At 75.1% G+C, this 21,794-nt stretch carries 18 protein-coding genes and 1 pseudogene; 4 read left to right on the top strand and 15 right to left on the bottom strand.

What is annotated here, in order from left to right; all coding sequences use genetic code 11:
• Window positions 1-72 precede the first annotated feature (72 nt).
• Window positions 73-1,593 (top strand): APC family permease, encoded by a 1,521-nt coding sequence (locus tag ABUL08_RS14390; protein ID WP_350938338.1) that lies wholly within the window; start codon window positions 73-75, stop codon window positions 1,591-1,593.
• A 63-nt stretch (window positions 1,594-1,656) separates the two neighbouring features.
• Here ABUL08_RS14390 and ABUL08_RS14385 read toward each other — a convergent pair whose 3' ends face one another.
• The 3 genes from ABUL08_RS14385 to ABUL08_RS14375 all read right to left on the bottom strand — a co-directional run bounded on the left by ABUL08_RS14385 (window position 1,657) and on the right by ABUL08_RS14375 (window position 3,916).
• Window positions 1,657-2,451, bottom strand: coding sequence for an SGNH/GDSL hydrolase family protein (locus tag ABUL08_RS14385; protein WP_350938336.1), 795 nt, complete (start codon window positions 2,449-2,451; stop codon window positions 1,657-1,659).
• 260 nt (window positions 2,452-2,711) lie between these two features.
• Window positions 2,712-3,107 (bottom strand): hypothetical protein, encoded by a 396-nt coding sequence (locus ABUL08_RS14380; protein ID WP_350938334.1) that lies wholly within the window; start codon window positions 3,105-3,107, stop codon window positions 2,712-2,714.
• 179 nt (window positions 3,108-3,286) lie between these two features.
• A complete protein-coding gene (locus ABUL08_RS14375) occupies window positions 3,287-3,916 on the bottom strand; it encodes a hypothetical protein (RefSeq protein WP_350938331.1) in 630 nt (209 codons plus the stop codon).
• 118 nt (window positions 3,917-4,034) lie between these two features.
• Between ABUL08_RS14375 and ABUL08_RS14370 the strand changes: the two genes are divergently transcribed.
• Window positions 4,035-5,852 (top strand): SpoIIE family protein phosphatase, encoded by a 1,818-nt coding sequence (locus ABUL08_RS14370; RefSeq protein WP_350938329.1) that lies wholly within the window; start codon window positions 4,035-4,037, stop codon window positions 5,850-5,852.
• Window positions 5,853-5,881: 29 nt separating this feature from the next.
• Here the strand turns inward: ABUL08_RS14370 and ABUL08_RS14365 are convergent, their stop codons facing one another.
• The 10 genes and pseudogenes from ABUL08_RS14365 to ABUL08_RS14320 all read right to left on the bottom strand — a co-directional run bounded on the left by ABUL08_RS14365 (window position 5,882) and on the right by ABUL08_RS14320 (window position 17,420).
• Window positions 5,882-6,745 (bottom strand): alpha/beta hydrolase family protein, encoded by an 864-nt coding sequence (locus ABUL08_RS14365; protein ID WP_350938327.1) that lies wholly within the window; start codon window positions 6,743-6,745, stop codon window positions 5,882-5,884.
• Between the two features lie 22 nt (window positions 6,746-6,767).
• On the bottom strand, window positions 6,768-7,745 hold the full coding sequence (locus tag ABUL08_RS14360; RefSeq protein ID WP_350938325.1) for a glycosyltransferase family 9 protein: 978 nt from the start codon (window positions 7,743-7,745) through the stop codon (window positions 6,768-6,770).
• On the bottom strand, window positions 7,742-8,437 hold the full coding sequence (locus tag ABUL08_RS14355; RefSeq protein ID WP_350938323.1) for an SDR family oxidoreductase: 696 nt from the start codon (window positions 8,435-8,437) through the stop codon (window positions 7,742-7,744). The genes ABUL08_RS14360 and ABUL08_RS14355 overlap by 4 nt, the downstream gene beginning before the upstream one ends.
• A 76-nt stretch (window positions 8,438-8,513) precedes the next feature.
• Window positions 8,514-9,917, bottom strand: a complete 1,404-nt coding sequence (rfaE2, locus tag ABUL08_RS14350) for a D-glycero-beta-D-manno-heptose 1-phosphate adenylyltransferase (RefSeq protein WP_350938321.1) — start codon at window positions 9,915-9,917, stop codon at window positions 8,514-8,516.
• Between the two features lie 362 nt (window positions 9,918-10,279).
• Window positions 10,280-10,852, bottom strand: a pseudogene (locus tag ABUL08_RS14345) (D-sedoheptulose-7-phosphate isomerase); the annotation flags it as partial.
• Window positions 10,852-12,069: a glycosyltransferase gene (locus ABUL08_RS14340; RefSeq protein ID WP_350938319.1), complete on the bottom strand. Its 1,218-nt coding sequence runs from the start codon at window positions 12,067-12,069 to the stop codon at window positions 10,852-10,854. The pseudogene ABUL08_RS14345 and the gene ABUL08_RS14340, both read right to left, overlap by 1 nt.
• Window positions 12,054-13,040: a glycosyltransferase gene (locus tag ABUL08_RS14335; protein WP_350938316.1), complete on the bottom strand. Its 987-nt coding sequence runs from the start codon at window positions 13,038-13,040 to the stop codon at window positions 12,054-12,056. The genes ABUL08_RS14340 and ABUL08_RS14335 overlap by 16 nt, the downstream gene beginning before the upstream one ends.
• Before the next feature lie 44 nt (window positions 13,041-13,084).
• A complete protein-coding gene (locus ABUL08_RS14330; protein ID WP_350938314.1) occupies window positions 13,085-14,701 on the bottom strand; it encodes an HAD-IIIA family hydrolase in 1,617 nt (538 codons plus the stop codon).
• Window positions 14,698-15,771 carry a glycosyltransferase family 2 protein gene (locus tag ABUL08_RS14325; RefSeq protein WP_350938312.1) on the bottom strand — a complete coding sequence of 358 codons (1,074 nt, stop codon included), beginning with the start codon at window positions 15,769-15,771 and terminating at the stop codon, window positions 14,698-14,700. The genes ABUL08_RS14330 and ABUL08_RS14325 overlap by 4 nt, the downstream gene beginning before the upstream one ends.
• On the bottom strand, window positions 15,768-17,420 hold the full coding sequence (locus ABUL08_RS14320) for a carbamoyltransferase family protein (RefSeq protein WP_350938310.1): 1,653 nt from the start codon (window positions 17,418-17,420) through the stop codon (window positions 15,768-15,770). The genes ABUL08_RS14325 and ABUL08_RS14320 overlap by 4 nt, the downstream gene beginning before the upstream one ends.
• Before the next feature lie 222 nt (window positions 17,421-17,642).
• Here ABUL08_RS14320 and ABUL08_RS14315 point away from each other — a divergent pair, with 222 nt between their 5' ends.
• Entirely contained in the window at window positions 17,643-17,972 is a 330-nt protein-coding gene (locus tag ABUL08_RS14315) for a cupin domain-containing protein (protein ID WP_350938308.1), read from the top strand.
• 367 nt (window positions 17,973-18,339) lie between these two features.
• Here the strand turns inward: ABUL08_RS14315 and ABUL08_RS14310 are convergent, their stop codons facing one another.
• Window positions 18,340-19,560, bottom strand: a complete 1,221-nt coding sequence (locus ABUL08_RS14310) for a globin domain-containing protein (RefSeq protein WP_350938306.1) — start codon at window positions 19,558-19,560, stop codon at window positions 18,340-18,342.
• Between the two features lie 160 nt (window positions 19,561-19,720).
• Here ABUL08_RS14310 and ABUL08_RS14305 point away from each other — a divergent pair, with 160 nt between their 5' ends.
• Window positions 19,721-20,158, top strand: coding sequence for an RrF2 family transcriptional regulator (locus ABUL08_RS14305; RefSeq protein ID WP_350938304.1), 438 nt, complete (start codon window positions 19,721-19,723; stop codon window positions 20,156-20,158).
• Between the two features lie 128 nt (window positions 20,159-20,286).
• Here the strand turns inward: ABUL08_RS14305 and ABUL08_RS14300 are convergent, their stop codons facing one another.
• Window positions 20,287-21,543: an SGNH/GDSL hydrolase family protein gene (locus ABUL08_RS14300; protein WP_350938302.1), complete on the bottom strand. Its 1,257-nt coding sequence runs from the start codon at window positions 21,541-21,543 to the stop codon at window positions 20,287-20,289.
• Between the last annotated feature and the right edge of the window lie 251 nt (window positions 21,544-21,794).

Raw genomic sequence — 21,794 nt, 5'->3', positions numbered from 1 at the left:
ATCACCAATACTCTGCCCCAGGATCCCTGATCGTTCCATCCCCTCAACCCCTCACGCCCCCTGGAGTACCACTTGTCCGCCGATCCGTTCTTCGCCGACAGCGGCCTGCGCCGCGGTCGGCTCGGCACCGCCCATCTGGTGTTCTTCACCGTCGCCGCCTCGGCCCCGCTGACCGTGCTCGGCGGTGGCGTCACCACGACGTACGCCGTCACCGGCAACGTCGGGACCGCGGTCAGCTTCGTGCTGCTCGCCGCCGTGCTCGCCGTCTTCGCCGTCGGCTACGCGGCGATGAGCCGCTACGTCGCCAACGCCGGCGCCTTCTACGCGTACATCGCCAACGGTCTCGGTCGCGCGGGGGGCGTGGCCGGCTCCGCTGTCGCGCTGGCCGCGTACAACGCCATCCAGATCGGCCTGTACGGCCTGCTCGGCTACATCCTCAAGGACTTCATGGCCAGCAAGTTCGACATCGACCTGGCCTGGTGGGTCTGGGCCCTGCTCGCCTGGGTGATCGTCGGTCTCCTCGGCGTCCTGCGGATCGACCTGAACGCCACCGTGCTGGCCGTCCTGCTCGGCCTGGAGTGCGTCGTCGTGCTCATCTTCGACGTGATCTCCTTCGGCCACCCGGCCGGCGGCACGGTCAGCTTCGACGGCATCATGCCCGGCAACCTCTTCACCGCCGGCTTCGGCGCGGTCTTCGCCCTCGGCATCGCCGCCTTCACCGGCTTCGAGAGCGGCGCCATCTACAGCGAGGAGGTCAAGGACCCGCGGCGCACCGTGGCCCGGGCCACCTACATCGCGGTCGCCTTCACCGGTCTCTTCTACGCCTTCTCCGCCTGGTCCCTGTCGGTCCTCACCGGCCCGGAGAACGTCGCCAAGGCGTCCGCCGAGGCGGGCCCGGGCGTGATCTTCGGCGCCCTCGCCCAGTACGCCGGCAGCGCCGTCGCGGACATCGCGAACGTCCTCTTCGTCACCTCGGTGCTGGCCGCCCTGCTGTCGTTCCACAACGGTGTGGCCCGCTACCTGTTCGCGCTCGGCCGGGAGAACGTGCTGCCGCGCTTCCTCGGCGCCACCTCGAACCGGTCCGGCGCCCCGGTGGCCGGCTCGATCGTGCAGAGCGTGCTGGCGGTCGTCGTCTTCATGGCGTTCGCCGTCGCCGGTCGGGACCCGCTGCTCGACCTGTTCACCTGGCTCTCCGGCTCGGCCGCGGTCGGCGTGGTGCTGCTGATGACGCTGACCTCGGCGGCCGTGGTCGGCTTCTTCCGGGGTCGCTCCGGGCCGGAGTCGCTGTGGCAGCGGCTCATCGCCCCGGTCCTCGGCACGCTGCTGCTGGGCACCGTGCTCGTCGTGATGCTGGTCAACTTCGACGCGCTGCTGGCGCCGGACACCGCCGCGTACCTGAAGTGGCTGCTGCCGGTGATCCCGGTGGCCGCCGCGGTGATCGGCCTGGTCTGGGGCTTCGCGCTGAAGTCGATCCGGCCCGAGGCGTACGCCCGGATCGGTCGCGTCGCGGAGGAGGGCCTGCACGAGCCGGGCCTGCACCCGGCGCCGCCGGAGCCGGAGCGCCCGCACTGGACCCCCGCCGGCCACCGCTGACCCGGCCCACCGACGAACGGCCCGACCGCGCACGCGGTCGGGCCGTTCGGCGTTCGGCGGAGGTCAGCCGGTGACGGCGGTGAGCGCCGGCAGGTAGCCGCCGGAGTAGCCGGCCGCCTTCGGGTGGTACGACTCGACGATCGGGAAGGTGGTCCCGTTGATCCACGGGCTGGACGCGCAGACCCCGTGCCCGGCGAACCGGCCGCGGACGTCGACGTAGCTGAACCCGGCGGCGCCGGCCCGGGCGGAGATCACGCCGGACATGGTGTCCGAGCCGCCGTTGAGCAGGCTCCGCTTGTACTCGCTGATGCTGCCGAAGCCGCACGAGCCCAGCTCGAACAGGCGCGGGTAGCCCAGCACCACCACCCGGGCGCCCGGCGCCCGACTCCGGATCGCCCGGTACGTCTCGTCCAGCCGCCCCGGCAGGGTGTTGCTGATGTACGCCTTGGCGGTGTTCACCGCGCTCAGGCAGCTGCTGTCGCTGCCCAGCCGGCAGGTGGTCACCACGTCCGCGAAGCCGGCGTCGTTGCCGCCGATGGAGATGGTCACCAGGTCGGTGCCGGAGTTCAACGCGCCGAGCTGGTTGTTCAGCACCTCCCGGGTGGTGGCCCCGGAGCAGGCGACGAACTGGAAGCTGGCCACGGCGTGGCCGCTCACCCAGAGCCGCGGGTACGACTGCGGGCTGCGCAGGCAGGACCCGCTGACGCCGTCGTAGTTGTTGGTGCCGACGCCGGAGGAGTAGGAGTCGCCGAGGGCGGCGTAGTCGGTGCCGGCGGCGGAGGCGGGGGTGGCGAGGCCGAGGGTGAGCAGGAGTCCGGCGGTGAGGCTGCCGAGGGTGGCGAGCAGGCGACGGGGCATTCAGGACCTCCGATGTGTTGGAGGTCACTTCGTAACACGTCGTCTACTCGCTGGTAACATTGCCGGAGCCGCATTCGGCACCCGGCGGAAATTTGATCTCCCGGGCTTGCCCGTACGGGGTTAATAGACGATTATCAATGCTTTTGGTCGGGTTTCCGCAGCCCGTCAGGCGTACGCGGAAAGCCCCCGACAGCATGCGACGGCGGCCCGGTGATCCGGGCCGCCGTCGGCGGTTCAGGGGTTACCGGTCGGTCGGCCGCTCAGCCGCGCCGGCTCACTCCCTCCGGGTGCATCCCGGTCGCCTCCTCCAGCGCGTTGTCCGGCAGGTCGCCCCCGGCGCTGTCGTCCGGGAACGTCCGCCGCGCCGGTGCCGGGTCGGGTGGCGCCCCCGGCCCGGCCTCGGTGGTCCGGGTCGGCTCGACCGACCCCAACCCGTGCCGCCCGGCCGCCGGGCCCCCGGTGCCGGCCGCGCCGGCCCGTCGGTCCACGCGTCGGCCGTCCGACACGGCGGTCTCCTCGCTACCGGCGTCCATCGGCGAGTCCTCCCCGGCGCCCCACGGCGGATCGGCGTCGAACCCGTCGGTGGTGCCCCACGGGGCGGCCGCCTCCGGCCCGCGCCCGTCGCCCTCCCTGCCCGGCCTGTTCTTCCTGCTCATCGCCCACCTCGCTGGTCGCTCCTGCGGTGCCGGCGCTGATTGCCCGGGACCGCCGCCGTCATGCCGGCGCCCGCCGGACGGTCCCGGGCGCACCGGGACCGGTCGGCGGGCGGCCGGGCGCCGCGCGGCCGGGACCCCACCTCGTCGTGGGATCCCGGCCGCCCAGCGCGTCGGCGCGGTCAGTTGTGCGACATCGCCATGTGCCGCTTGGCGGCGCCCATCGCGGCCACCTTGCCGATCGTCTTCGGCGCGGTGATCAGGCCACCGGCCCGGCCGAGCATGCCGCGGAACACCTGGGACGGCTTCTGCTGCTCGCTCATGTACGCCGTCACCACCACCAGCGCACCCGTCATCGCCGGGATCGCCCACTGGAGCAGCTTCATCTGCCGCTGGCTGGCCGCCACGTTCGCCGGCGTCTGGTAGCTGGGCTCGGTGGTGCCCTCGACGGGCGGGTTGCCCGCCTTCTGCAACCGCATGCCGAGCAACCGGCTGTACCCGGTCACCGCGAGCGCGCCGACGGTCAGCGCGGTCTTCACCGCGCTCATCTTCGCCACGCCCGCCTGTGAGGCGACCCGGGGACTCTCGGTCACCAGTTCGCCCACCGCGCCGGCGAGGTGGGCCCCGATGGCCGCCGCGTTGACCGGGGTCCACCGGGCCCAGCCGGCCGAGGCGACCGGGAGCCGCTGCGTCGAGTCGTTGATCCGTGCCGCCGCGCCGTTGACGCCGAGCGCTCCCATCAGCGAGCCACCGAACCAGGCCGCCAGGCCCAGGTCGTGCATCGAGCGCAGTGCGGTGTGCCGTTCGGACATCTGTGATCCCCCTCCACCGTGTTCGGGCGGTGCCGCTTACCCGCCATCGGCGCCGCTACGCCCCCTGCTCCCGGTGGCGTGGGATTCGCCGGAACGGGGATGGGGAAGGATCGCACGGGTGAGCGACGGGAGAGCGATGAGCGGTACGCACGGTGCAGCCGGGGCGGAACCGCCGACGGACTACGTCCGGCTCTTCCGCGCCACCCCGACCCCGTACGCCGTCCTCACGCCCGACCTGGTCGTGGTCGACGTCAACGACGCCCTCCTGGCGGCGACCGGTCGTATTCGGGAGGAACTCGTCGGTCGGGACATCTTCGCACTCTTCCCGGTCCCCGCCGACGCGCCCGACCCGACCGGGGAGACCAACCTGCGCGCCTCGCTGATCCGGGCCCGCGACACCGGTCGTCCCGACGCCATGCCCCTGCAGCGCTACGACCTCCCCGACCCCGACGGCGGCTTCGTCGCCCGCTGGTGGAGCGTGGTGAACGTCCCCGTCCTCGACGAGCGCGGCCGGACGGCGCTCCTGCTGCACCGCACCGCCGAGGTCACCGAGGTCGTCGAGGAGCGGGCACGCGTCGAGGCCGAGCGGGCCCGGGACGAGGAGCTCCGGCACCGGGTGGAGAGCGTCGAGGTCGACCTGTTCGCGCGGGCGCAGGAGCTGCGGAGCGCGCTCGCGGCGGAGGCACTGGCCACCCGCCAGCTGACCACGCTGGCCGACCTCGCCGGTCAGCTCGCCGGCTGCGAGACCGTGGCCGAACTGACCGAGGTGGTGATCGACCGGGGACTGGCCGCGCTGGGCGCGGACGGGGGAGCGGTCGCGGTCCGGCACGGCGACGACGACCTGCACCTCACCCTCACCGACAGCCTCGCCGGCCTGGACCGGCAGCGGTACGCGGACCTGCCGCTGCGCGGTCCGCTCCCCGCCTCCGTCGCCGCGCTGCGCGACGAGACCGTCCTGCTGCCCGACCGGGACACCTCGCTCGCCTGGGCCGACGCGATGGCCGACGTGCTGGCGGACACCGGCCTGTCCCGCTGGGCGGCGCTGCCCCTGCGGGTCGGTGACCGGCTGCTCGGCTCGCTCACCGTGGGCTGGCGCGCGCCCCAACCCTTCCCCCGACACGAGGTCGACCTGCTGGCGGCATTCGCGGCCCAGTGCGCGCAGACCCTGGACCGGATCCGGATCCACCAGGCCCAGCGGCAGACCTCCGAGACGCTGCAACGCAGCCTGCTCACCGAGCCGGTGCAGAGGCACGGACTCTCCGTCGCGGTGCGCTATCACCCGGCCGCCGAGCACGAGCAGGTCGGCGGTGACTGGTACGACGCCTTCCCGGCCGCCGACGGCGCCACCACCCTGGTGATCGGCGACGTGACCGGGCACGACCGGCGGGCCCTCGCCGAGATGGCGGAGATCCGCAGCACACTGCGCGGTCTCGCGTACGTCCTGGCGGCGTCCCCGGCGGAGATCCTGGCCGGCCTGGAACGGGTGCTGACCGGCCTGCGGGTGTCGACCCTGGCCTCGGCGGTGGTGGCCCACGTCTGGACGCCCGGTCAGCCCGGCGGGCCGCCCTCCGGTGACCCGGGGCGGGCCAGGCTGCGCTGGTGCAACGCCGGTCATCCGCCGCCGGTGCTGGTCACCCCGGACGGCACGGCCCGGCTGCTCGCCACCGACCCGCATCCGCTGCTGGGGGTGCGGCCGGTCCGGCCGCGGCGCAACCACGAGCTTCCCCTCGACCCCGGCTCGACCCTGGTGTTCTACACCGACGGCCTGGTCGAGCGGCGGGAGGACCCGCTGGACCAGGGGCTGGAGCGGCTGCGCAGCGCCGCCGGCCGGCTGGCCGGGGTGCCGGTGGAGGAGTTCTGCGACGCCCTGCTGGCCGAGCTGGTCGACGTGCCGAGCGACGACATCGCCCTGCTCGTGGTGCGGGTCGCCGGCTGACCGGCGGCCCGGTTTCCGCGCGGGTGCGGTCAGCGGCGGGGCAGGCCGGCGGCGAAGTCGGCCACCCGGGCGGCCAGCGGCGTCGCCGCACGGACCCAGGTGAAGTGGTCCAGCGGGGCACCGGCCTCCGCCACCGTGTAGCGGTGCCGGGTCACCGGGGCGGCGGTCAGCTTGCCGCAGAGGTGGTCCAGGGTGGGGTGCGGGGTGTACTGGTCGTCGTCCACGCTGACCGCCAGCACCGGCGTACGGACCGTGCGCAGGGCGGCCTCGGCGTCCACCCCGTCGAGCCGGGGGAAGCGGCCCGTCCGGGCGGTGTACGCCCAGTCCCGGATCACCCCGCGCGCCTGCCGCCCACCGAACCCCCACCCCGGCCAGACGCCGAGCAGCCGGGCGGTGGCCGCGATCCCCTGGGTGTACGGCAGCACCCCCCACCCGCGCAGGCCCGGGTAACCGCGCCACCACGGCACCCCGACCGCGACCAGGGCGAGCCCGTCGACGGCGTCGGCGTCGTGGAGGGCCTGGTGCAGCACCGCCACCTGCCCGCCGAGGGAGTGCCCGAGCAGCAGTCGGGTGCGGCCGTCCAACCGGGGCTTGAGGGCGGCCAGCACCGCCTCGACGTCGCCGGCCAGCTCGGCGTAGCCGTACCGGCAGGAGCGGCTGGGGGCGGGGGTGCTCTCGCCGGTGCCGCGCAGGTCGGCCACGACGACGCCGAGGCCGGCGGCGCGCAGGGCGGCGGCGAAGGGGCGGTAGTAGCGGGCCCGGACGCCCATCGCGGGCCAGATCACCACCACCGGCGCGTCCGGCACGCCGTCCGGGTCCGGGTACGTCTGCACCCCGATCCGGGCGCCGTCGACGTCGATGAACTCCTGCGTGTACTCCGGCTCCCCGCTCACCGGCCCAGCCTACGGCCGTACCCTACTGGCCGGTAGCCACGGGGGTCCGTCGCCGGGGGACCGGAACGCCTCGCCCGGCCGCCGCTCCCAGCACCCGGTCCACGGCGGCCAGCACCGTCGGCACGTCCAGCTCGGCCAGCGCCGGATGCAGGCCACCGTCGTCGGCCGGGAGCCGCGGCCCCACCCAGAGCGCCTCGTGCCACGGCCGGTCCGGCGGCGGCCCCCACTGTGCCGGCGGCACCGGACCGAAGAGCAGCACCGACGGGGTGCCGTAGCCGGTCGCCAGGTGCCCGATCCCGGTGTCGCCGCTGACCACCAGCCGGGCGTGCGCCACCAGCGCGGCCAGCTCCCCGACGTCGGTCGACCCGGCCAGCACCGCGTCGGCGGGCAGCCCGGCCGCCCGCGCCACCGCCTCGGCGATGCCCCGCTCGCCGGGGGTGCCGGTGACCACCACCCGGTGACCCCGGTCGGTCAGCTCCCGGGCCACCGCCGCGAACCGGTCCGGCGGCCACCGCCGCTGGGTCGCCTTGGCGCCCGGGTGCACGATGCTCACCCCGGTCGGCAGCGGTCCGGGCGTCGGGCGGCGCAGCGCCAGGTCGGTGCGGTCGGCGGGAATGCCGTACCAGGCCAGCAGCCGGCACCAGCGGTCGACCTCGTGCTCCTCGGCCCGCCACCGTGGGCCGTCCCGGTGCCCGGCCTCGGCGTTGGCGAAGGCGAGCAGCCGGTGCGGCCGGGCGGCGGCCAGCATCCGGTGCGACTGCGGGCCCCGGCCGTGCAGGTTGACCGCCAGGTCCGGCGGCGGGCCGGGCCACGCCAGGTGGCCCAGCCCGTCCGCCTCGACCAGCCGGTCCACCGCGCCGGTCAGCTCGACCAGCGGCGTCGACCAGCGCGGCGCGACCAGCGCCAGCTCCGCACCGGGGTACGCGGCGCGTAACGCGCGCAGCGCCGGCACCCCGGTCGCGAGGTCGCCGACGCCGAGCGCCCGAAGGACCAGGATCACGGGTACGACGACTCCTGCTCGGCGCAGACCACGAGTTCGCGTACCGCGCAGCCGGGCGGCTGGGACAGGGCGAACATGACCGCCTCGGCGGTGTCGGCCGGGTCGTTCAGGATGGCGTCCGGGCCGGGCTTGTACTGCTCGTCCCGGTCGTCGAAGAACGCCGTCCGCATCCCGCCCGGGATCAGCAGCGTCACCCCGACCTTCCCGGCGACTTCGGCGGCGAGCGCCCGGGTGAAGCCGACCACCCCGAACTTCGCCGCGCAGTACGCGGTGGCGTCGCTGACCGCCTTGACGCCCAGCGTCGACGCCACGGTCACCACCGTGCCGTGCGCGCGCTCCAGGTGCGGCAGGGCGGCCCGGACCACCGCGGCGGTGCCGAGCAGGTTGATCGCCACGATCCGGTCCCAGGTCTCGCCCGGGACGTCGACGAGCCGGCCGGGCACGTCCATCCCGGCGGCCGTCACCACGCCGGCCAGGTCACCGGCCTGCTCGGCGAGCTGCCGGGTGGCCGCCTCGGCGGCCCGCGCGTCGGCCAGGTCGCACTCGACCCACGGCACCCCGTCGGCCGGCGCCTGCCGGTCCAGCACGTACGGCCGTCCGCCGGCCTTCGCCACCGCGGCGACGACCGCCGCGCCGAGCCCGCTCGACCCGCCCGTGACGAGAACCGCCGCCCCACTCAAATCCCTGCTCATGCCGGCACTCCGCTTCGCTCCGTGCCGTCCTGAGGCACCATTGCGCTGTGTCGATGATTCGCTCGCTGGCGCTCGCTCATACCGCTCCCTTGACGAGGTGGAGGCCGCGCTGGCGCGCGGCGGAGATGGTGCCGGTGGTGGACCGGCCGGCCAGGTAGGGGACGGTGACGACCTTCCCGCCCCACCGGTGGACCAGTTCGGCCTCGGGCAGCTCGGCCTCGCCGTAGTCGCCGCCCTTGACCCAGATGTCGGGGCGCAGCCGGGCCAGCACCTGGTGCGGGGTGGCCTCGTCGAAGACGACGACGCCGTCCACGCAGTCCAGCGCGGCCAGCAGCTGGGCCCGGTCGCTCTCCGGGTTGACCGGGCGCTCGGGACCCTTCAGGCCCCGGACGCTGCGGTCGGAGTTGAGGCAGACCACCAGGCAGTCGCCGAGTCGGCGGGCCGCCTGGAGGGTGGCGACGTGCCCGGCGTGCAGGATGTCGAAGCAGCCGCCGGTGGCGACCACGGTGCCGCCGTCGGCGCGTACCTTCGCCACCAGCTCCTCGGCGCTGCGGGCCGCCGCCAGGACGGGGCGTCGCCCCCGCTCCCGGTGCAGCCCGGCGGCCCCGCCCGCCGCCACGTACGCGGACGCGGCGGCGACGGCCGCGCCGACCGCCTCGGCGACCGGCGCCCCGTCGCCGAGGGCCAGCGCGGCGGTCGCGGCGAACCGGTCACCCGCCCCGCAGGTGTCCTCGACCCGGTCCACGGTGGACGGTGGTGGGACGACCAGCGGGGTGCTGCCGGAGTGGCAGAGCACCGCGCCGTCCGGGCCCATCGTCACCGCGACCGCCCCGACCCGCCAGCGGGTCCGCAGCTCGTGCCCGGCGCGGGTGGCGGTGGAGAGCGCGGAACCGGCCCCGGCGTCGCCGGTCAGCTGCCGCAGTTCGGCGAGGTTGGGGGTGGTCAGCCGGACGCCGGTCACGGCGGCGGGGCCGCGCGGGTGCGGGTCCCACACCACCGGGGCGGACGCCTCGGCGAGCGCCGCCCGCAGCGTGGGCTGCCGGACCAGTCCGCGACCGTAGTCGCTGACCAGGATGGCCCGGGCACGGGAGAGCAGCTCCAGCGTCGCGGCGGAGGGCTCACCCGGCGACTGCGGGTCGCCGCCCCGGTCCAGCCGGAGCAGGGTCTGCCCGCCGGACCGGAGCCGGATCTTCTCGGCGGTCGCACCGGGCAGGTGCATCGGGTACACCTCGACTCCGGCGTCGGCGAGGAGTTCGGCCAGCCGCGCGCCGCCGGCGTCGTCGGCGAGCGCGGTGACCAGGGCGACCTCGGTGTCCTGGGCCGCCGCGAGCAGGGCGGCCAGGCCGGCGCCGCCGGGCCGGTCGGTGGCGGAACGCTCGTCCAGCACCGGCACGGGGGCGTCCGGGCAGACCCGGCTGACCGCGCCGGCCACGTCCCGGTCGAGCAGCGCGTCGCCGACGACGACGAGCGGCCCGCTCACGACTCCACCCACCCGGTGCCGGTGGACCCGTGCCCGTTGCGGCCGGATCCGTCGTGCCCGTTGCGGGCGTGGCCGTTCGACAGGTGCCCGTCGGCGCTCTGCCCGCCGATCCCGTGCCCGTCGATCCGGTGTCCGTCGATCCCGTGCTCGGCGGATCCGTGCCGCTTCGCGCCGTGCCCGTTCGCGCCGTGCCCGTTCGCGCCGTGGCCGTTCGTGCCGTGGCCGTTGAGGCCGTGGGTGGGCAGGCCGACGCCGGCCAGGACCCGGCCGTCCCGCCCGCCGCGCTCCGCGCCGGTGCGCCCGCCCCACGGGGCGAAGGCCGGTGTCCGGGGTGCCGGGGCGGACACCGTCGGGAGCTGCCGGACCAGCGGCAGGGCCTGGTCGACGTACTCGCAGAGCAGGTGGCTGGAGACCAGGTGCAGCTCCTGCACCACCTGACTGTCCGGCGACGGCACGGCCAGCACGTCGTGGCAGGCGTCGGCGAGGGGGTTGGGGGTGGGGCCGGTGAATGCCCAGCAGCGCAGTCCGGTGTCGTGTCCGGCCTGGGCGGCGGTGAGGAGGTTGGTGCTGGTGCCGCTGGTGGACAGGAGCAGGAGGATGTCGTGGGGTCGGCCGTGGGCGCGGACCTGGCGGGCGAAGACCTCGTCGTAGCCGTAGTCGTTGCCGATGGCGGTCATGGCGGAGGTTTCGGCGTGCAGGGCGATGGCGGACAGGGGTTCGCGGTCGTCGCGGAGTTTCCCGACGAGTTCGGCGGTGAGGTGTTGGGCTTCGGCGGCGCTGCCGCCGTTGCCGGCCACCAGCAGCCGACCGCCCCGGGCCAGGGTCCAGGCCAGCTCGGTGCCCCAGTCGGCCAGCCGCTCGGCCTCCCGCCGGTACGGCAGCAGCGCCGCAGCCAGCCCGGACAGGTGCGCGTCGAGGGTGTCGAGGTGGGTCATCAGGCCACCGCCGTGGCCGGTCGGGCGACGGTGCTCACCGAGGCGTAGACCGCGCCGAGCTGCTGGGCGCAGCGCTTCCAGGAGTAACGGCTGCGGATCCGGTCCAGCGCCGCCGTGGCGTACGCGAAGCGGCGCACCTTGTCGGCGAGCAGCCGGCGGATCGCGGTGCCCAGCGCGCGGGGGTCGCGCGGCGGCACCAGGTCGCCGGTGAGCCCGTCGACCACGGTGTCGGCGATCCCGCCGACGTTCGTGCCGATCACCGGCACCCCGCACGCCATGCCCTCCAGCGGAGTGAGCCCGAACGGCTCGTACCAGGGGGCGGCGACCAGCACGTCGGCCGAGCGGTACCAGGCGCCCATCTCCTCGCGGGGCACCGCACCGACCAGCTTCACCCGGTCGGCGACGCCGCAGGACTCGGCGATGGCGCGCAGCCGGCGGGCGAACGAGTCGGCGGGCAGCAGCTCCGCCGGTGGGCCGCCGACGACCACGCACTCGGCCTCGGGGACGGCCGGCAACGACCGGACGACCTCCAGGAAGCCCTTGCGCTCCACCATCCGGCCGACGGTGAGGATCCGCGGGCGGGCCGGGTCGCGCGGGGCGACGGGACCGTCGGGGCGGAACACCTCCTGGTTGACGCCGGAGGGGACCAGCGCCATCCGGGACCGGGGCACGCCCAGCCGGACCAGCTCACCCACCTCGTCCTCGCACTGCACGATGACCCGGTCCACGGCCCGGCCGAGCGCCCGCTCGTAGCCGACCCGTCCTGGTGGGCTGGTGTCCCGGGCGCCCTGGTGGCGCCGCTTCACCGCGCCCAGCGCGTGGTACGTCAGCACCGTCGGCACCCCGGCCCGCCGCCCGGCGTGCACGGTGGCCAGTCCGCTCATCCAGAAGTGCGCGTGCGCCACGTCGGGCGTCCAGTCGCCGTGCCGCCACCGGTCGGCCAGCCAGTTGCCGAACTCACCCATGTACGGCAGCAGTTCGTCCTTCGGCACCCGCTGCGCCGGGCCGGCCGGCACGTGCCACACCTGGTAGCCGTCGGCGGTGGCCACCGACTCGGCGAGCCGGGCGGAGTCGCGGCGGGTGTAGACCCGGACGTCGTGTCCCTCGCCGACCAGCGCGGACGCGAGTTCCGCCACGTGGGTGTTCTGGCCGCCGGCGTCCTCCTCGCCGAGGACGGCGAGTGGGCTGGCGTGCTCCGAGATCATCGCGATGCGCATGTTTCCTCCTCCATCAGTCGGTCCCAGTCAGCGAGGAACCGGTCGAGCCCGAAGCGTTCCTTCGTCACCTCACGCGCCCGCGCCCCCAGCCGGTACGCCGCGTCGCGGTCCTCGGCGAGCCAGCGGGCCGCCTCCACCAGCGTGTCCACCCGGGTGGAGAGCACCCCGGCGTCGGGCGGTACGGCGTCCACGGCCTCGGTGGTGGCGAGCGCCACGACCGGCATCCCGATGGTCATCGCCTCGACCAGGCTCAGCCCGAGCGACGTCCACCGGCACAGGTGCAGGTACGCCCGCCGCCGCGCCACCTCCGCGTGCATCCGTTCCTGCGGCAGGTCGTCGAAGCCGGTGACCGGGTGGGGCAGCACCCCGGCGCGCGCGGTGAGCGCCTCCGACAGCCCGGCCACCCCCATGCCGAAGACGTCCAGCGGGGCGACGGCGGCGAACCGGGGCATCAGGTCGGTGCCGGTGACCCGCCAGCGGCGTACCGGCTCGTTGGTGACCACGGCGAGGTGGTCGAGGTCGCCGGTCCACTCCACCCGGGGCGGGACGATGCCGTGTTCGACGACGGCGGTGCGGGTGCCGCCGTTGTCCCAGAACAGCTCGTTGAAGTGCGTGACGTGGGTGAGCAGCAGGTCGTCCCGGTCGGCCATCGGGTGGCGGGTGTTCGGCACGTCGCCCTTGGGGGTGTTGTGCTCGACGTAGATCGCCGGGACGTCCCGGCCGGGTCGGCGACCCAGCCACTGCTCCGCCAGCTCCAGCTCCTCCGGGCGTTGCAGGATCACCACGTCCACCTCGGCCCGGCCGAGCTGCTCCGGCGTCACCTCGACCGCACTGTCGGGCCACGGATAGGTCCGTGCCCGACCGAGGCCGTACGGGCCCCGGTCCGGGGTGACCGGGACCAGGTAGCGGTGTCGCCCGTGCACGAAGGACGTGGTCCAGGAGCCGTGCACGTGCCAGAGCAGAACGTTCATGCCTCTCCTCGCGACTGGTCGGGGGACGGGGTGGACAGGGGTGGTCAGGTGGGTGGGCGGGCGAGGAGACGGACGGCGGCGACGACCTCGGCCGGGTCGACACCGGTCAGGCAGGGGTGCCCGGCGACCGGGCAGATCGCCGCCCGGGTGTCCCGGCAGGCCGCTTCGGCGTCGCCGAGCCGGACGGCGGGCACCCGGTAGGGGCCCCACTGTCCGTAGGGGACGGTCGGGGCGAAGAGGCTGACCACGGGCGTACCGACGGCGGCGGCGAGGTGGGCGGGTCCGGTGTTGCCGACCACCAGCGCGTCGGCGCCGGCGATCACGGCGGCCAGCTCGGCGAGCCCGGTCCGGCCGCCCAGGTCGACCCCGCCGGCCGCGGCGACCCGGGCGGTCAGGTCCCGCTCGCCCGCTCCGCCGGTGACCAGCACCCGGTGCCCGTCGGCGGCCAGGGCGGCGACGATGTCGGCGCAGCGCTCGGCGGGGCAGGCCCGGGCCGGCACCGACGAGCCGGGGTGCACCACCACGTACGGGCCGTCGGGGAGGCCCGCCGGGGCCGGGCCGAGGTCGGCGCGCAGCCGCAGGGCGGGCTCGTCGTCGCCCGCCAGGGCGAATCCGGCGGCGGCGGCCAGCGACAGGGCCCGTTCGGGTTCGGGTACGCCGACGGGGACGCGGTGGCGGACGTCGAGGAGGCTGCCGGGGTAGTCGTCGCTGATGGCGCTGATCCGGGGCACTCCGGCCAGGCGCAGGAGCAGGGCCAGGGGTAGTGGGGACTGGTGGTAGCTGGTGAAGACGACGGCTTCGTCGGCGTGGACGGCGGTGAGGCGGTCGGTGAGGTGGCGGATGTCGGTCGGGTCGACGGGTGCGGGGTCGCCGTCGATCCAGGGCAGCGGCCATTCGATGATCTGGTCGATGCCGGGGAGGAGTTCGGCGGCGGCGCGGCCGCGGGGGCCGCAGAGCAGCACGACGCGGTCGGCTCCGGCGGCGACGGCGCGGATGCCGGGGCCGGTGACCAGCACGTCCCCGGCGGAGTCGCTGCGGACCACCAGCACGGTCCCGGCCCGCCCGGCGCGGGGCACGGCCGGCCGGACGGCCCGCTGCCGGCGCAGGATCTCGTCCACCGCCGCCGGCAGGTCCCGCGCCACGGCGGGCGCGGCCGAGACCTCCTCGGGCCGGGTGACCGGGGTGGGCACCAGGATGCTGGTCGCGCCGGCGGCGAGCGCGGCGGTCATGTCCCGACCGATGTCGCCGACCAGCACGCAGCGCCGGGGCGTGGTGCCGAGCGCGTCGGCGGCGGCGTGCACCAGGCCGGGTGCCGGCTTGCGGCAGGCGCAGCCGTCGGTGTCGTCGTGCGGGCAGATCTGCCAGCTGTCGAAGGGGCCGAGCAGCTCCTCGATCCGCTCGTGCACCGCGCGCATCTGCTCGGCGGTGAAGAAGCCCCGGGCCAGTCCGGACTGGTTGGTCACCACGGCCAGCCGCAGCCCGGCCGCCCGCAGCCGGTCCAGGGCCTCCCGGGCGCCGGGCAGCGGGCGGACCTTCTCCGGGTCACCGTTGTAGGGCACGTCCTCGACCAGCGTGCCGTCCCGGTCGAGCAGCACCGCGTCGAAGAGGGCCGGGTGATCCATGTCGGACCAGTTGCCCTGACCAGGGGCGGTAAACATCATCCGGCCGCCTTCGCCCCGGTCGCCGACGCGACCGCCCCGGCGGGCACCGCCCGGCTGCGCCACCAGCCGCGTACCCAGTGGGTGACCGCGAGCGGGGGGATCGCCGCGCTGGTCAGCAGCATGGTGACGACCTCGTCGCGGGTGCGCGGGCCGGGCGTGATCCGGGCCCGGGCGAACTCGGCGGTGCCGGCCGCCCAGCCGAGCGCGGCGACCGCGGCGGTCACCCCGAGCGCCCGACCGGCGGGGGAGCGGCGGGTGCCGGCCCACGCCGCGGCGGCGGCCAGCGCCACCGTGCCGGCGGCGGTGACCGCCACGTGCCGGGGTCGCCGCCCCGGGGGCAGGTCCAGGTCGGCGCGCCAGGTCGGGCCGTACAGCCGGCGCAGCAGCGCGTCGTCGGCGTTGCCGCGCTGGGTGCGCAGGCTGACCCAGCGGCTCTCCGGGCGTACCGGATGGGTGACCCGCCGCCCGCCGCGGACCAGCCGCCAGCCGGCGCGCCGCACCCGGTGCGCCAGCTCGGCGTCCTCCCGGTAGGCCCGGGGGAAGCGTTCGTCGAAGCCGCCCACGGCGGCCAGCGCGGCCCGCCGGTAGGCCATGTCCGCGGTGATCCAGTCGCCGTCGGCGAGGCCGGCGGTGACCCGCTCCCAGTCGGTGGGGTGGCGGTCCGTCGGCAGCGGCACCTCGACCCGGCCCTGCACGCCGCCGACCGCGTCGGCCACCGCCAGGTCGTCGCGCAGCCGTCGGCACCAGTCCGGCGCGGGCCGCACGTCGTCGTCCAGGAAGACCACCCACGACCCGCGGGCCGCCCGCCAGCCCAGGTTGCGGGCCGCCGCCGGGCCCGCGCCCCGACCGGTCAGCACCTTCGTGTACGCCGCCAGCGCCCCCGGCACCGCCAGCTCGCCGCTGTCGTCGGGCCGGTCACCGCCGTCGTGACGCCGGTCGCCGGCGTCGTCGTGCCGGTCGTCGACCAGCAGCAGCTCCACCTCCGGCAGCTCGCCGAGCTGGCCGGCGAGCACGTCCAGCAGTGCCGCCAGGCTCGGCCGGCCGAGTGTCGGCACCACCACGCTGATCACCGGTCACCGCCGAGCGCCCGGCGGTGCACCGCGAACGGGCCGAGGGCGAGCAGGTCCACCGGCGCCGAGCCGAACAGCTCCATCGCCTCGCGCGGGGTGTCCACCATCGGTCGGCCCGCGGTGTTCAGCGAGGTGTTCACCACCACCGGCAGCCCGGTCAGCCGCTCGAACTCGGCCAGCAGCTCCGCCACCACCGGCTCGGTGTCGGGGTGCACGGTCTGCACCCGGGCGGTGCCGTCGACGTGCGTGACGGCCGGGATGCGGTCCCGCCACTCCTGCCTCACCCGGTGCACGAAGAGCATGTACGGGCTGGGGTAGACCCCGTCGAAGAGCTCCGCGAAGCGTTCCGCGCGGACCATCGGGGCGATCGGGCGGAACTGCTCCCGGCCCTTGACGTCGTTCATCCGGCGGGTGGTGTCCGGGTCGCCGGGGTGGGCGAGCAGCGACCGGTGGCCCAGCGCGCGGGGGCCGTACTCGCTGCGCCCCTGGTACCAGGCGACGATGCCGTTGTCGGCGAGCACCCGGGCCGCCTCGGCCGCGATCGACGCGGGCCGGGTGTACGGCAGCGCGGCCCGGCGCAGCTCCGCCTCCAGCTCCTCGTCCGACCAGCCGCGCCCCAGGTCGGCCCCGGTCATCGGGGTGGACCGGTCGCCGAGCGTGCCGGCCACGTGCAGGGCCGCGCCGAGCGCCGTCCCCGAGTCGCCCGCCGCCGGCTGCACCCACACGTCCCGGTACGGCCCCTCGGCCGCCAGCCGGGCGTTCGCCACGCAGTTCAGCGCCACCCCGCCGGCCAGGGCCAGGGTGGACGCGCCGCCGGAGGCGTCGTACAGCCAGCGGGACAGGTCGAGGACGACCTCCTCCAGCCGGGTCTGCACGCTGGACGCCAGGTCGGCGTGCTCGGCGGTCAGCTCGCCGCCGGCAGCGACCGCCTTGGCCATGCTGGCCCAGTCGATCCGGTCGACGTGGAAGCCGCCCTCGGGCGTGACCCGGATCAGCTCGCGCAGCAGCCCGAGGTGCTTCGGCTCGCCGTACGAGGCCAGCGCCATCACCTTGTACTCGTCGCTGGAGTGCAGGAAGCCCAGGTGCCGGGTCAGGTCCTCGTAGAGCAGGCCGAGCGAGTGCGGCAGCTCCTGCGAGTGCAGCGCGGACAGCTCTCCGTCCCGGTAGACGCCGGCCAGGTGGCTGGCCACCTCGCCGCGCCCGTCCAGCACCAGCACCGCGGTGTCGTCGCCGGCCGGCGGGGCGGCCAGCCCGGCGGAGGCGGCGTGCGCGACGTGGTGCGGCACGAACCGCACCTTCTCCGGGTCGAGCCCGGGCAGCGCGGCGGCCAGGAACTGCGGAGCCCGGCGGGCGTAGTCGACGCGCAGCCAGTCCCACGGGTCGGCCAGGCCGAGGCTGCCGGCGTCCCGGCAGAGCCCGGGATCGAACGAGTACGCGACCGCGTCGAGGCTGTCGACGTCGATTCCCGCGCTGGTCAGACACCACGCGGCGGACAGCTCGGGCAGTTCCCAGGCGGAGAACGGCACGGGTCGCTTGCCGTGCTTGCGGCGGCTGAACCGCTCCTCTTCGGCGGCGGCCACCACCGTCCCGTCGACCACCAGGGCGGCGGCGGGGTCGTGGAAGATCGCGTTGATTCCAAGGACGCGCATGGGAGGTCCGTACCCTGGCGTCCGCTCCCTAACCTGTAGATCATCGACTTCTCCGGCGATGGTCACCGTCGGGTGTGGAGATCGCCGGGCGGCGCTGTCCAGGGACCAGCGCCCCTGTTCAGACGCCCTTCATGCCATCAAGCTGGGACAAAGAGGTAACGGTGGCTCCCGTTCTGAGGCGGCCGGCCACCCGTGCCGAAACTGAACCCCCGGGAGGTGCCCGTGTCCCCGTCCTCGCTCTCCGAGCTGATCGAGGAGCAACTCACCCTGGCCCACGCCACCGACAGCGGCCGCAGCGCCCGCACCGTGTACGGCGACCCGGGCCGCCCGCTGCGCCAGACGCTGCTCGCGCTGGTCGCCGGGCACGCGCTGGAGGAGCACGCCAGCCCCGGTGAGGCGACCCTCCAGGTGCTGCGCGGCCGGGTCCGGCTGACCGCCGACGACCGGTCCTGGACCGGGGTGACCGGTGACCTGCTGCCGATCCCGGACGCCCGGCACGCCCTGCACGCCGACGAGGATTCGGCGGTGCTGCTCACGGTCGCCCTGGGCTGAGACGGGCCCGACCCGTCCGGACCGGGTGCGATCCGCCTCTCGGCTGACTCAACGTCACCTCGGGCGTCCGGCCGCGTTTTCGCTCTGCGTCACCGGTCTCGGTGGTGCCGCAACTGTTCCGTGTGGTGAGGCCCGCCGTTGTGCCGCGCTGAGCAGGCGTTTTCCTCGCACCCCCTTCCCTCCCGCCTGCCACCCGCCGCGCGCTTTGCTCTGCAGCCACGGACGCAGCAGCAACGGAAGGTGACCGATGCGCCGATGGCTGCAGAGCAAAGCGGGGGCGCGGGTCACGTCGCCGGCCGGGTGTGATGTCACCCTGCGTCACTCAACGGCTGCCCAGGCTCGGGCCCGGGCAGCCGCCGGGCGCGGGTCAGACCCGGGCGTCCTGGAGCATGCCCGGCCCGAACACCTCGTACGCGATCCGCTCGGTCGGCACACCGCGACGCAGCAGGCCGCCCCGGACCGTGGTCATGAACGGCACCGGACCACACAGGTGCACGTGCGCGTCGGGGCTCACCGGGATCAGCTCCGGGTCGACCAGACCGCTGGCGACCTCCGCCTTCAGCCCGCTCAGCTCCCCGTCCGTGGCGTCCTCGTACCAGAGGCGCATCCGCAGGTTGGGCAGCCGCTCCTGGAGCCGGGGCAGCTCGTTGCGCATCGCGTGCGCGGCCCCCGCCCGGTCGGCGTGCACCAGCACCACCGGACGGTCGGGCTCGGTGACCGCCAGGTGCTCCAGCGCCGCCATCGCCGGGGTGAGCCCGATGCCGGCGCTGACCAGCAGCAGCGGGCCCTCACCGGCCACCGCGCTGACCTCCCCGCAGGGCGGGCTGAGCCGGAGCGTGTCACCGACCCGGACCTGCTCGTGCAGGAAGGTGGAGACGACGCCGTCGGGCGTGCCGTCGATGCCGCGTACCCGCTTCACGGTGATCCGCCAGTGGTCGGCGTCCGGGGGGCCGCAGAGGCTGTACTGCCGGATCTGCTGGCCACGGTCGCCGTCGAGGTCCACCGCGACGGAGACGTACTGCCCGGGGGTGAAGGTGGGCAGCTCGCCGCCGTCGGCCGGGACCAGGGTGAACGAGACGACCTCGCGGGTCTCCTCGATCCGGTTCGCGACCCGCCACTCCCGCCAGATCGACGCGCCCTCGGCGATGCCGGCATCGGTGTAGAGGCGGGCCTCCCGGGCGATCAGCTCACAGGCGAAGAGCCAGTAGACCTCGTCCCAGGCGGCGGCCACCTCGGGGGTGACGGCCTCGCCGAGCACCTCGCCGATCGCGCCCATCAGGTGCCGCCCGACGATCGTGTACTGCGGGGCGCGGATGCCGAGCGAGACGTGCTTCTGGGCGATCCGCTCGAGGATGGGCGCCCAGGACGCGTCGTTGCCGCTGAGGAGGTGCTCGGCGTACGCCACCACGGACGCGGCGAGCGCCGCCTTCTGCGCCCCGTTGGCCTGGTTGCCCCGGTTGAAGACGTTGAGCAGTTCGGGGTGCGCCGCGAACATGCGCGGGTAGAAGCAACCGGTGATCGCCTCTCCGTGGGCCTGCACGACGGGCAGGGTCGCCTTCACCACGGCTGCGGATGATTCAGAGAGCACGACTACTCCTCGGGGTTCGGTGGGTCGAACCCCACTTAACAGGAGTCTTGAACTCCACTTCCAGGCCGAAGGTCCCGGGTCCGGGGGTCCTCCGGATCACACCGACCCCGGGCCTCCTGGCCGGTGTCGCGGGGCGTTCGCGCTGGTTAGGGTCACTCCTGTGAAGCTCAACCGGTCGACCGACATGGCGCTGCGCATCGCCATGGTCACCGCCGCCTCCCCGGCGCGCACCACGGTGGACGAGCTGGCCACCCGGCTCGCGCTGCCCCGCAGTCACGTCGCGAAGGTGGTCCAGCGGCTCCAGCACCTCGGCGTGCTGGTGACCATCCGGGGACGCTCCGGCGGGGTGGCCTTCGCCGAGCACGCCGGTGAGCTGACCGTCGGGCAGGTCGTCCGCGCCTTCGAGGGGGACGACGAGGTGGTCGCCTGCGAGCAGCCGGTCTGCCCGCTGATCGCCGGCTGCCGGCTGCGGGGTCAGCTGCGGCGTGCCCAGGCCGCCTTCCTGGCCGTCCTGGACGGGACCCGCCTCGGCGACCTGGTGGACGACCCGGCCGGTCCCGTCCTGCTCGGCCTGGCCACCCCGGCCGTCCGGAACTGAGGCCGGTGGAGACGGTGGCGGCGACCGGCCGGAACTGACGCCGGTGGGGCGGTACCGGCGACCGGCCGGGACTGACGCCGGTGGGGCGGTCCCGGCGACCGGCCGGAACCGCCCCACCGCCACCGGGGTCAGCCGACGCTCACCGAGCCGTCCGGCGCCCGGACGCAGGAGACCGTCCGGGCGGCCGTCGCGGCGGCGCCGGTCAGGCAGCGGCCGAGCACCCGGTGGCCGGCCGCGCTCGGGTGCCACGATTCCTGGCAGGTCTGGAAGTACGTCCCGCAGGTGTTCGCGATCCGCTGGATGTCGAGCTTGTCGTAGCCGGAGAGGCTGGTCACGAAGACGCCGCTCGGACCGTCCTGGAGCCGGATCGGGGTGGCCAGCGCGTTGGCCGGGCTGCCGGCCGACTCGCAGAGCCGGGCCCCGTCGAAGGCCCGCTGCACGTTCAGATAGACCAGGTCGGCGTTCGGGAACTCGGCGGCGAGGTTGTTCCGGACCGAGCTGACCAGCGTGCCGAGGCCCTGTGAGAAGCGCTGGCCGGGAGCGAGGCTGGCCCGGTGGATCGGGCAGCCGGCCGCGTACCGCTCGGCGCCGAGGGCGCGGAACTTGTCCCGGGTGTCGTCCCGGCCGTCCTCGTCCCAGTAGACCGGGGCGAGTTCCGGCGGCAGCGGGTTGGTGTAGTCCTGGAACACGATCCGGTGCTGGCCGTCGGCGTCGATCTGGTCGAGGGTGGTGAGGATCTGGCGTACGGCCGCCGTGGTCTCCGCCGTCGCGGCGCTGAACTGGGCCGCCGTGGCGAGGTCGGCGTCCGAGCAGGGCTTCTGCTCCACCGGTCCACCCAGGTACGCCCAGAACTCCCACCAGCCGGTCCACGCGTCGGCGATGAACCGGTTGGCGCACTTCTCGGCCACGCTGCCGAAGGTGAACGAGCTGTTGTTCGAGCCGAGGCCGACCAGCACCAGGTCGATGTCGTGGGTCTGGCCGACCGCGCGGAGCTGGTCGAGCTGGGCGGCCACCTGGCGGCCCTTGGTCCGGGTGGCGGAGGCGCCGGCGATGTCGTACGGCTGGCCGCCGGAGCAGGCCAGGTTGAACCGATCGGTGATGCCGGGCAGGTCCGCCTCGAAGAGCGAGGCGTTCGGGGAGCGGTGGCAGAAGTAGGCGTTGCTGTTCGGCGCGGACCAGCCGGGGAAGCCCTGGGCCACCCCGTTGACGTCCACCACCGGGGCGTACGCGCCGGCGCCCTCGCCGCTGATGAAGCTGTCGCCGAGCGCGACGGCGGCGGTGGGGAGGGCGGCGGCGGCCGGCCCGGGCGGCGCGACGGCGGCCGACAGCCCGGCCGAGGCGACGGCGAGCGCTGCGGCCAGGGCGGTACGACGGAGCACGGACATACGCGGCCTCCATCCAGGAATGGAAATATGAGAGATCCTCTGGATGGCGATCAGATCACGGGGGTGTGACGGCGGTCAACGTCCCGACCCGGGTCCGTCGAGGCGATCCCGCGTCCACCCGGCCGGGACGGGGAAGAGGTCACCGGGCCGCGTCGTTGACGTGTCCGGGCGGCCCGGAGCACGGTGGGGGAGAGCCCGGCGGAAAGGGCACGAAACGGCGTACCGCGCCGGGTGCCACGGCGTTGTCACAG

Source organism: Micromonospora sp. CCTCC AA 2012012, from assembly GCF_040499845.1.
Classification (GTDB): domain Bacteria; phylum Actinomycetota; class Actinomycetes; order Mycobacteriales; family Micromonosporaceae; genus Micromonospora; species Micromonospora mangrovi.
Note: the sequence above shows the minus strand (reverse complement) of the source record. Positions and strands in the feature narration are given on the sequence as shown.

Excerpts from the sequence above, each read along its gene's own strand:
- ABUL08_RS14385 (WP_350938336.1), bottom strand. The coding sequence starts at position 2,451 with ATGCCCCGTCGCCTGCTCGCCACCCTCGGCAGCCTCACCGCCGGACTC.
- ABUL08_RS14380 (WP_350938334.1), bottom strand. The coding sequence starts at position 3,107 with ATGAGCAGGAAGAACAGGCCGGGCAGGGAGGGCGACGGGCGCGGGCCG.
- ABUL08_RS14375 (WP_350938331.1), bottom strand. The coding sequence starts at position 3,916 with ATGTCCGAACGGCACACCGCACTGCGCTCGATGCACGACCTGGGCCTG.
- ABUL08_RS14355 (WP_350938323.1), bottom strand. The coding sequence starts at position 8,437 with ATGAGCAGGGATTTGAGTGGGGCGGCGGTTCTCGTCACGGGCGGGTCG.
- ABUL08_RS14340 (WP_350938319.1), bottom strand. The coding sequence starts at position 12,069 with ATGCGCATCGCGATGATCTCGGAGCACGCCAGCCCACTCGCCGTCCTC.
- ABUL08_RS14335 (WP_350938316.1), bottom strand. The coding sequence starts at position 13,040 with ATGAACGTTCTGCTCTGGCACGTGCACGGCTCCTGGACCACGTCCTTC.
- ABUL08_RS14330 (WP_350938314.1), bottom strand. The coding sequence starts at position 14,701 with ATGATGTTTACCGCCCCTGGTCAGGGCAACTGGTCCGACATGGATCAC.
- ABUL08_RS14320 (WP_350938310.1), bottom strand. The coding sequence starts at position 17,420 with ATGCGCGTCCTTGGAATCAACGCGATCTTCCACGACCCCGCCGCCGCC.
- ABUL08_RS14300 (WP_350938302.1), bottom strand. The coding sequence starts at position 21,543 with ATGTCCGTGCTCCGTCGTACCGCCCTGGCCGCAGCGCTCGCCGTCGCC.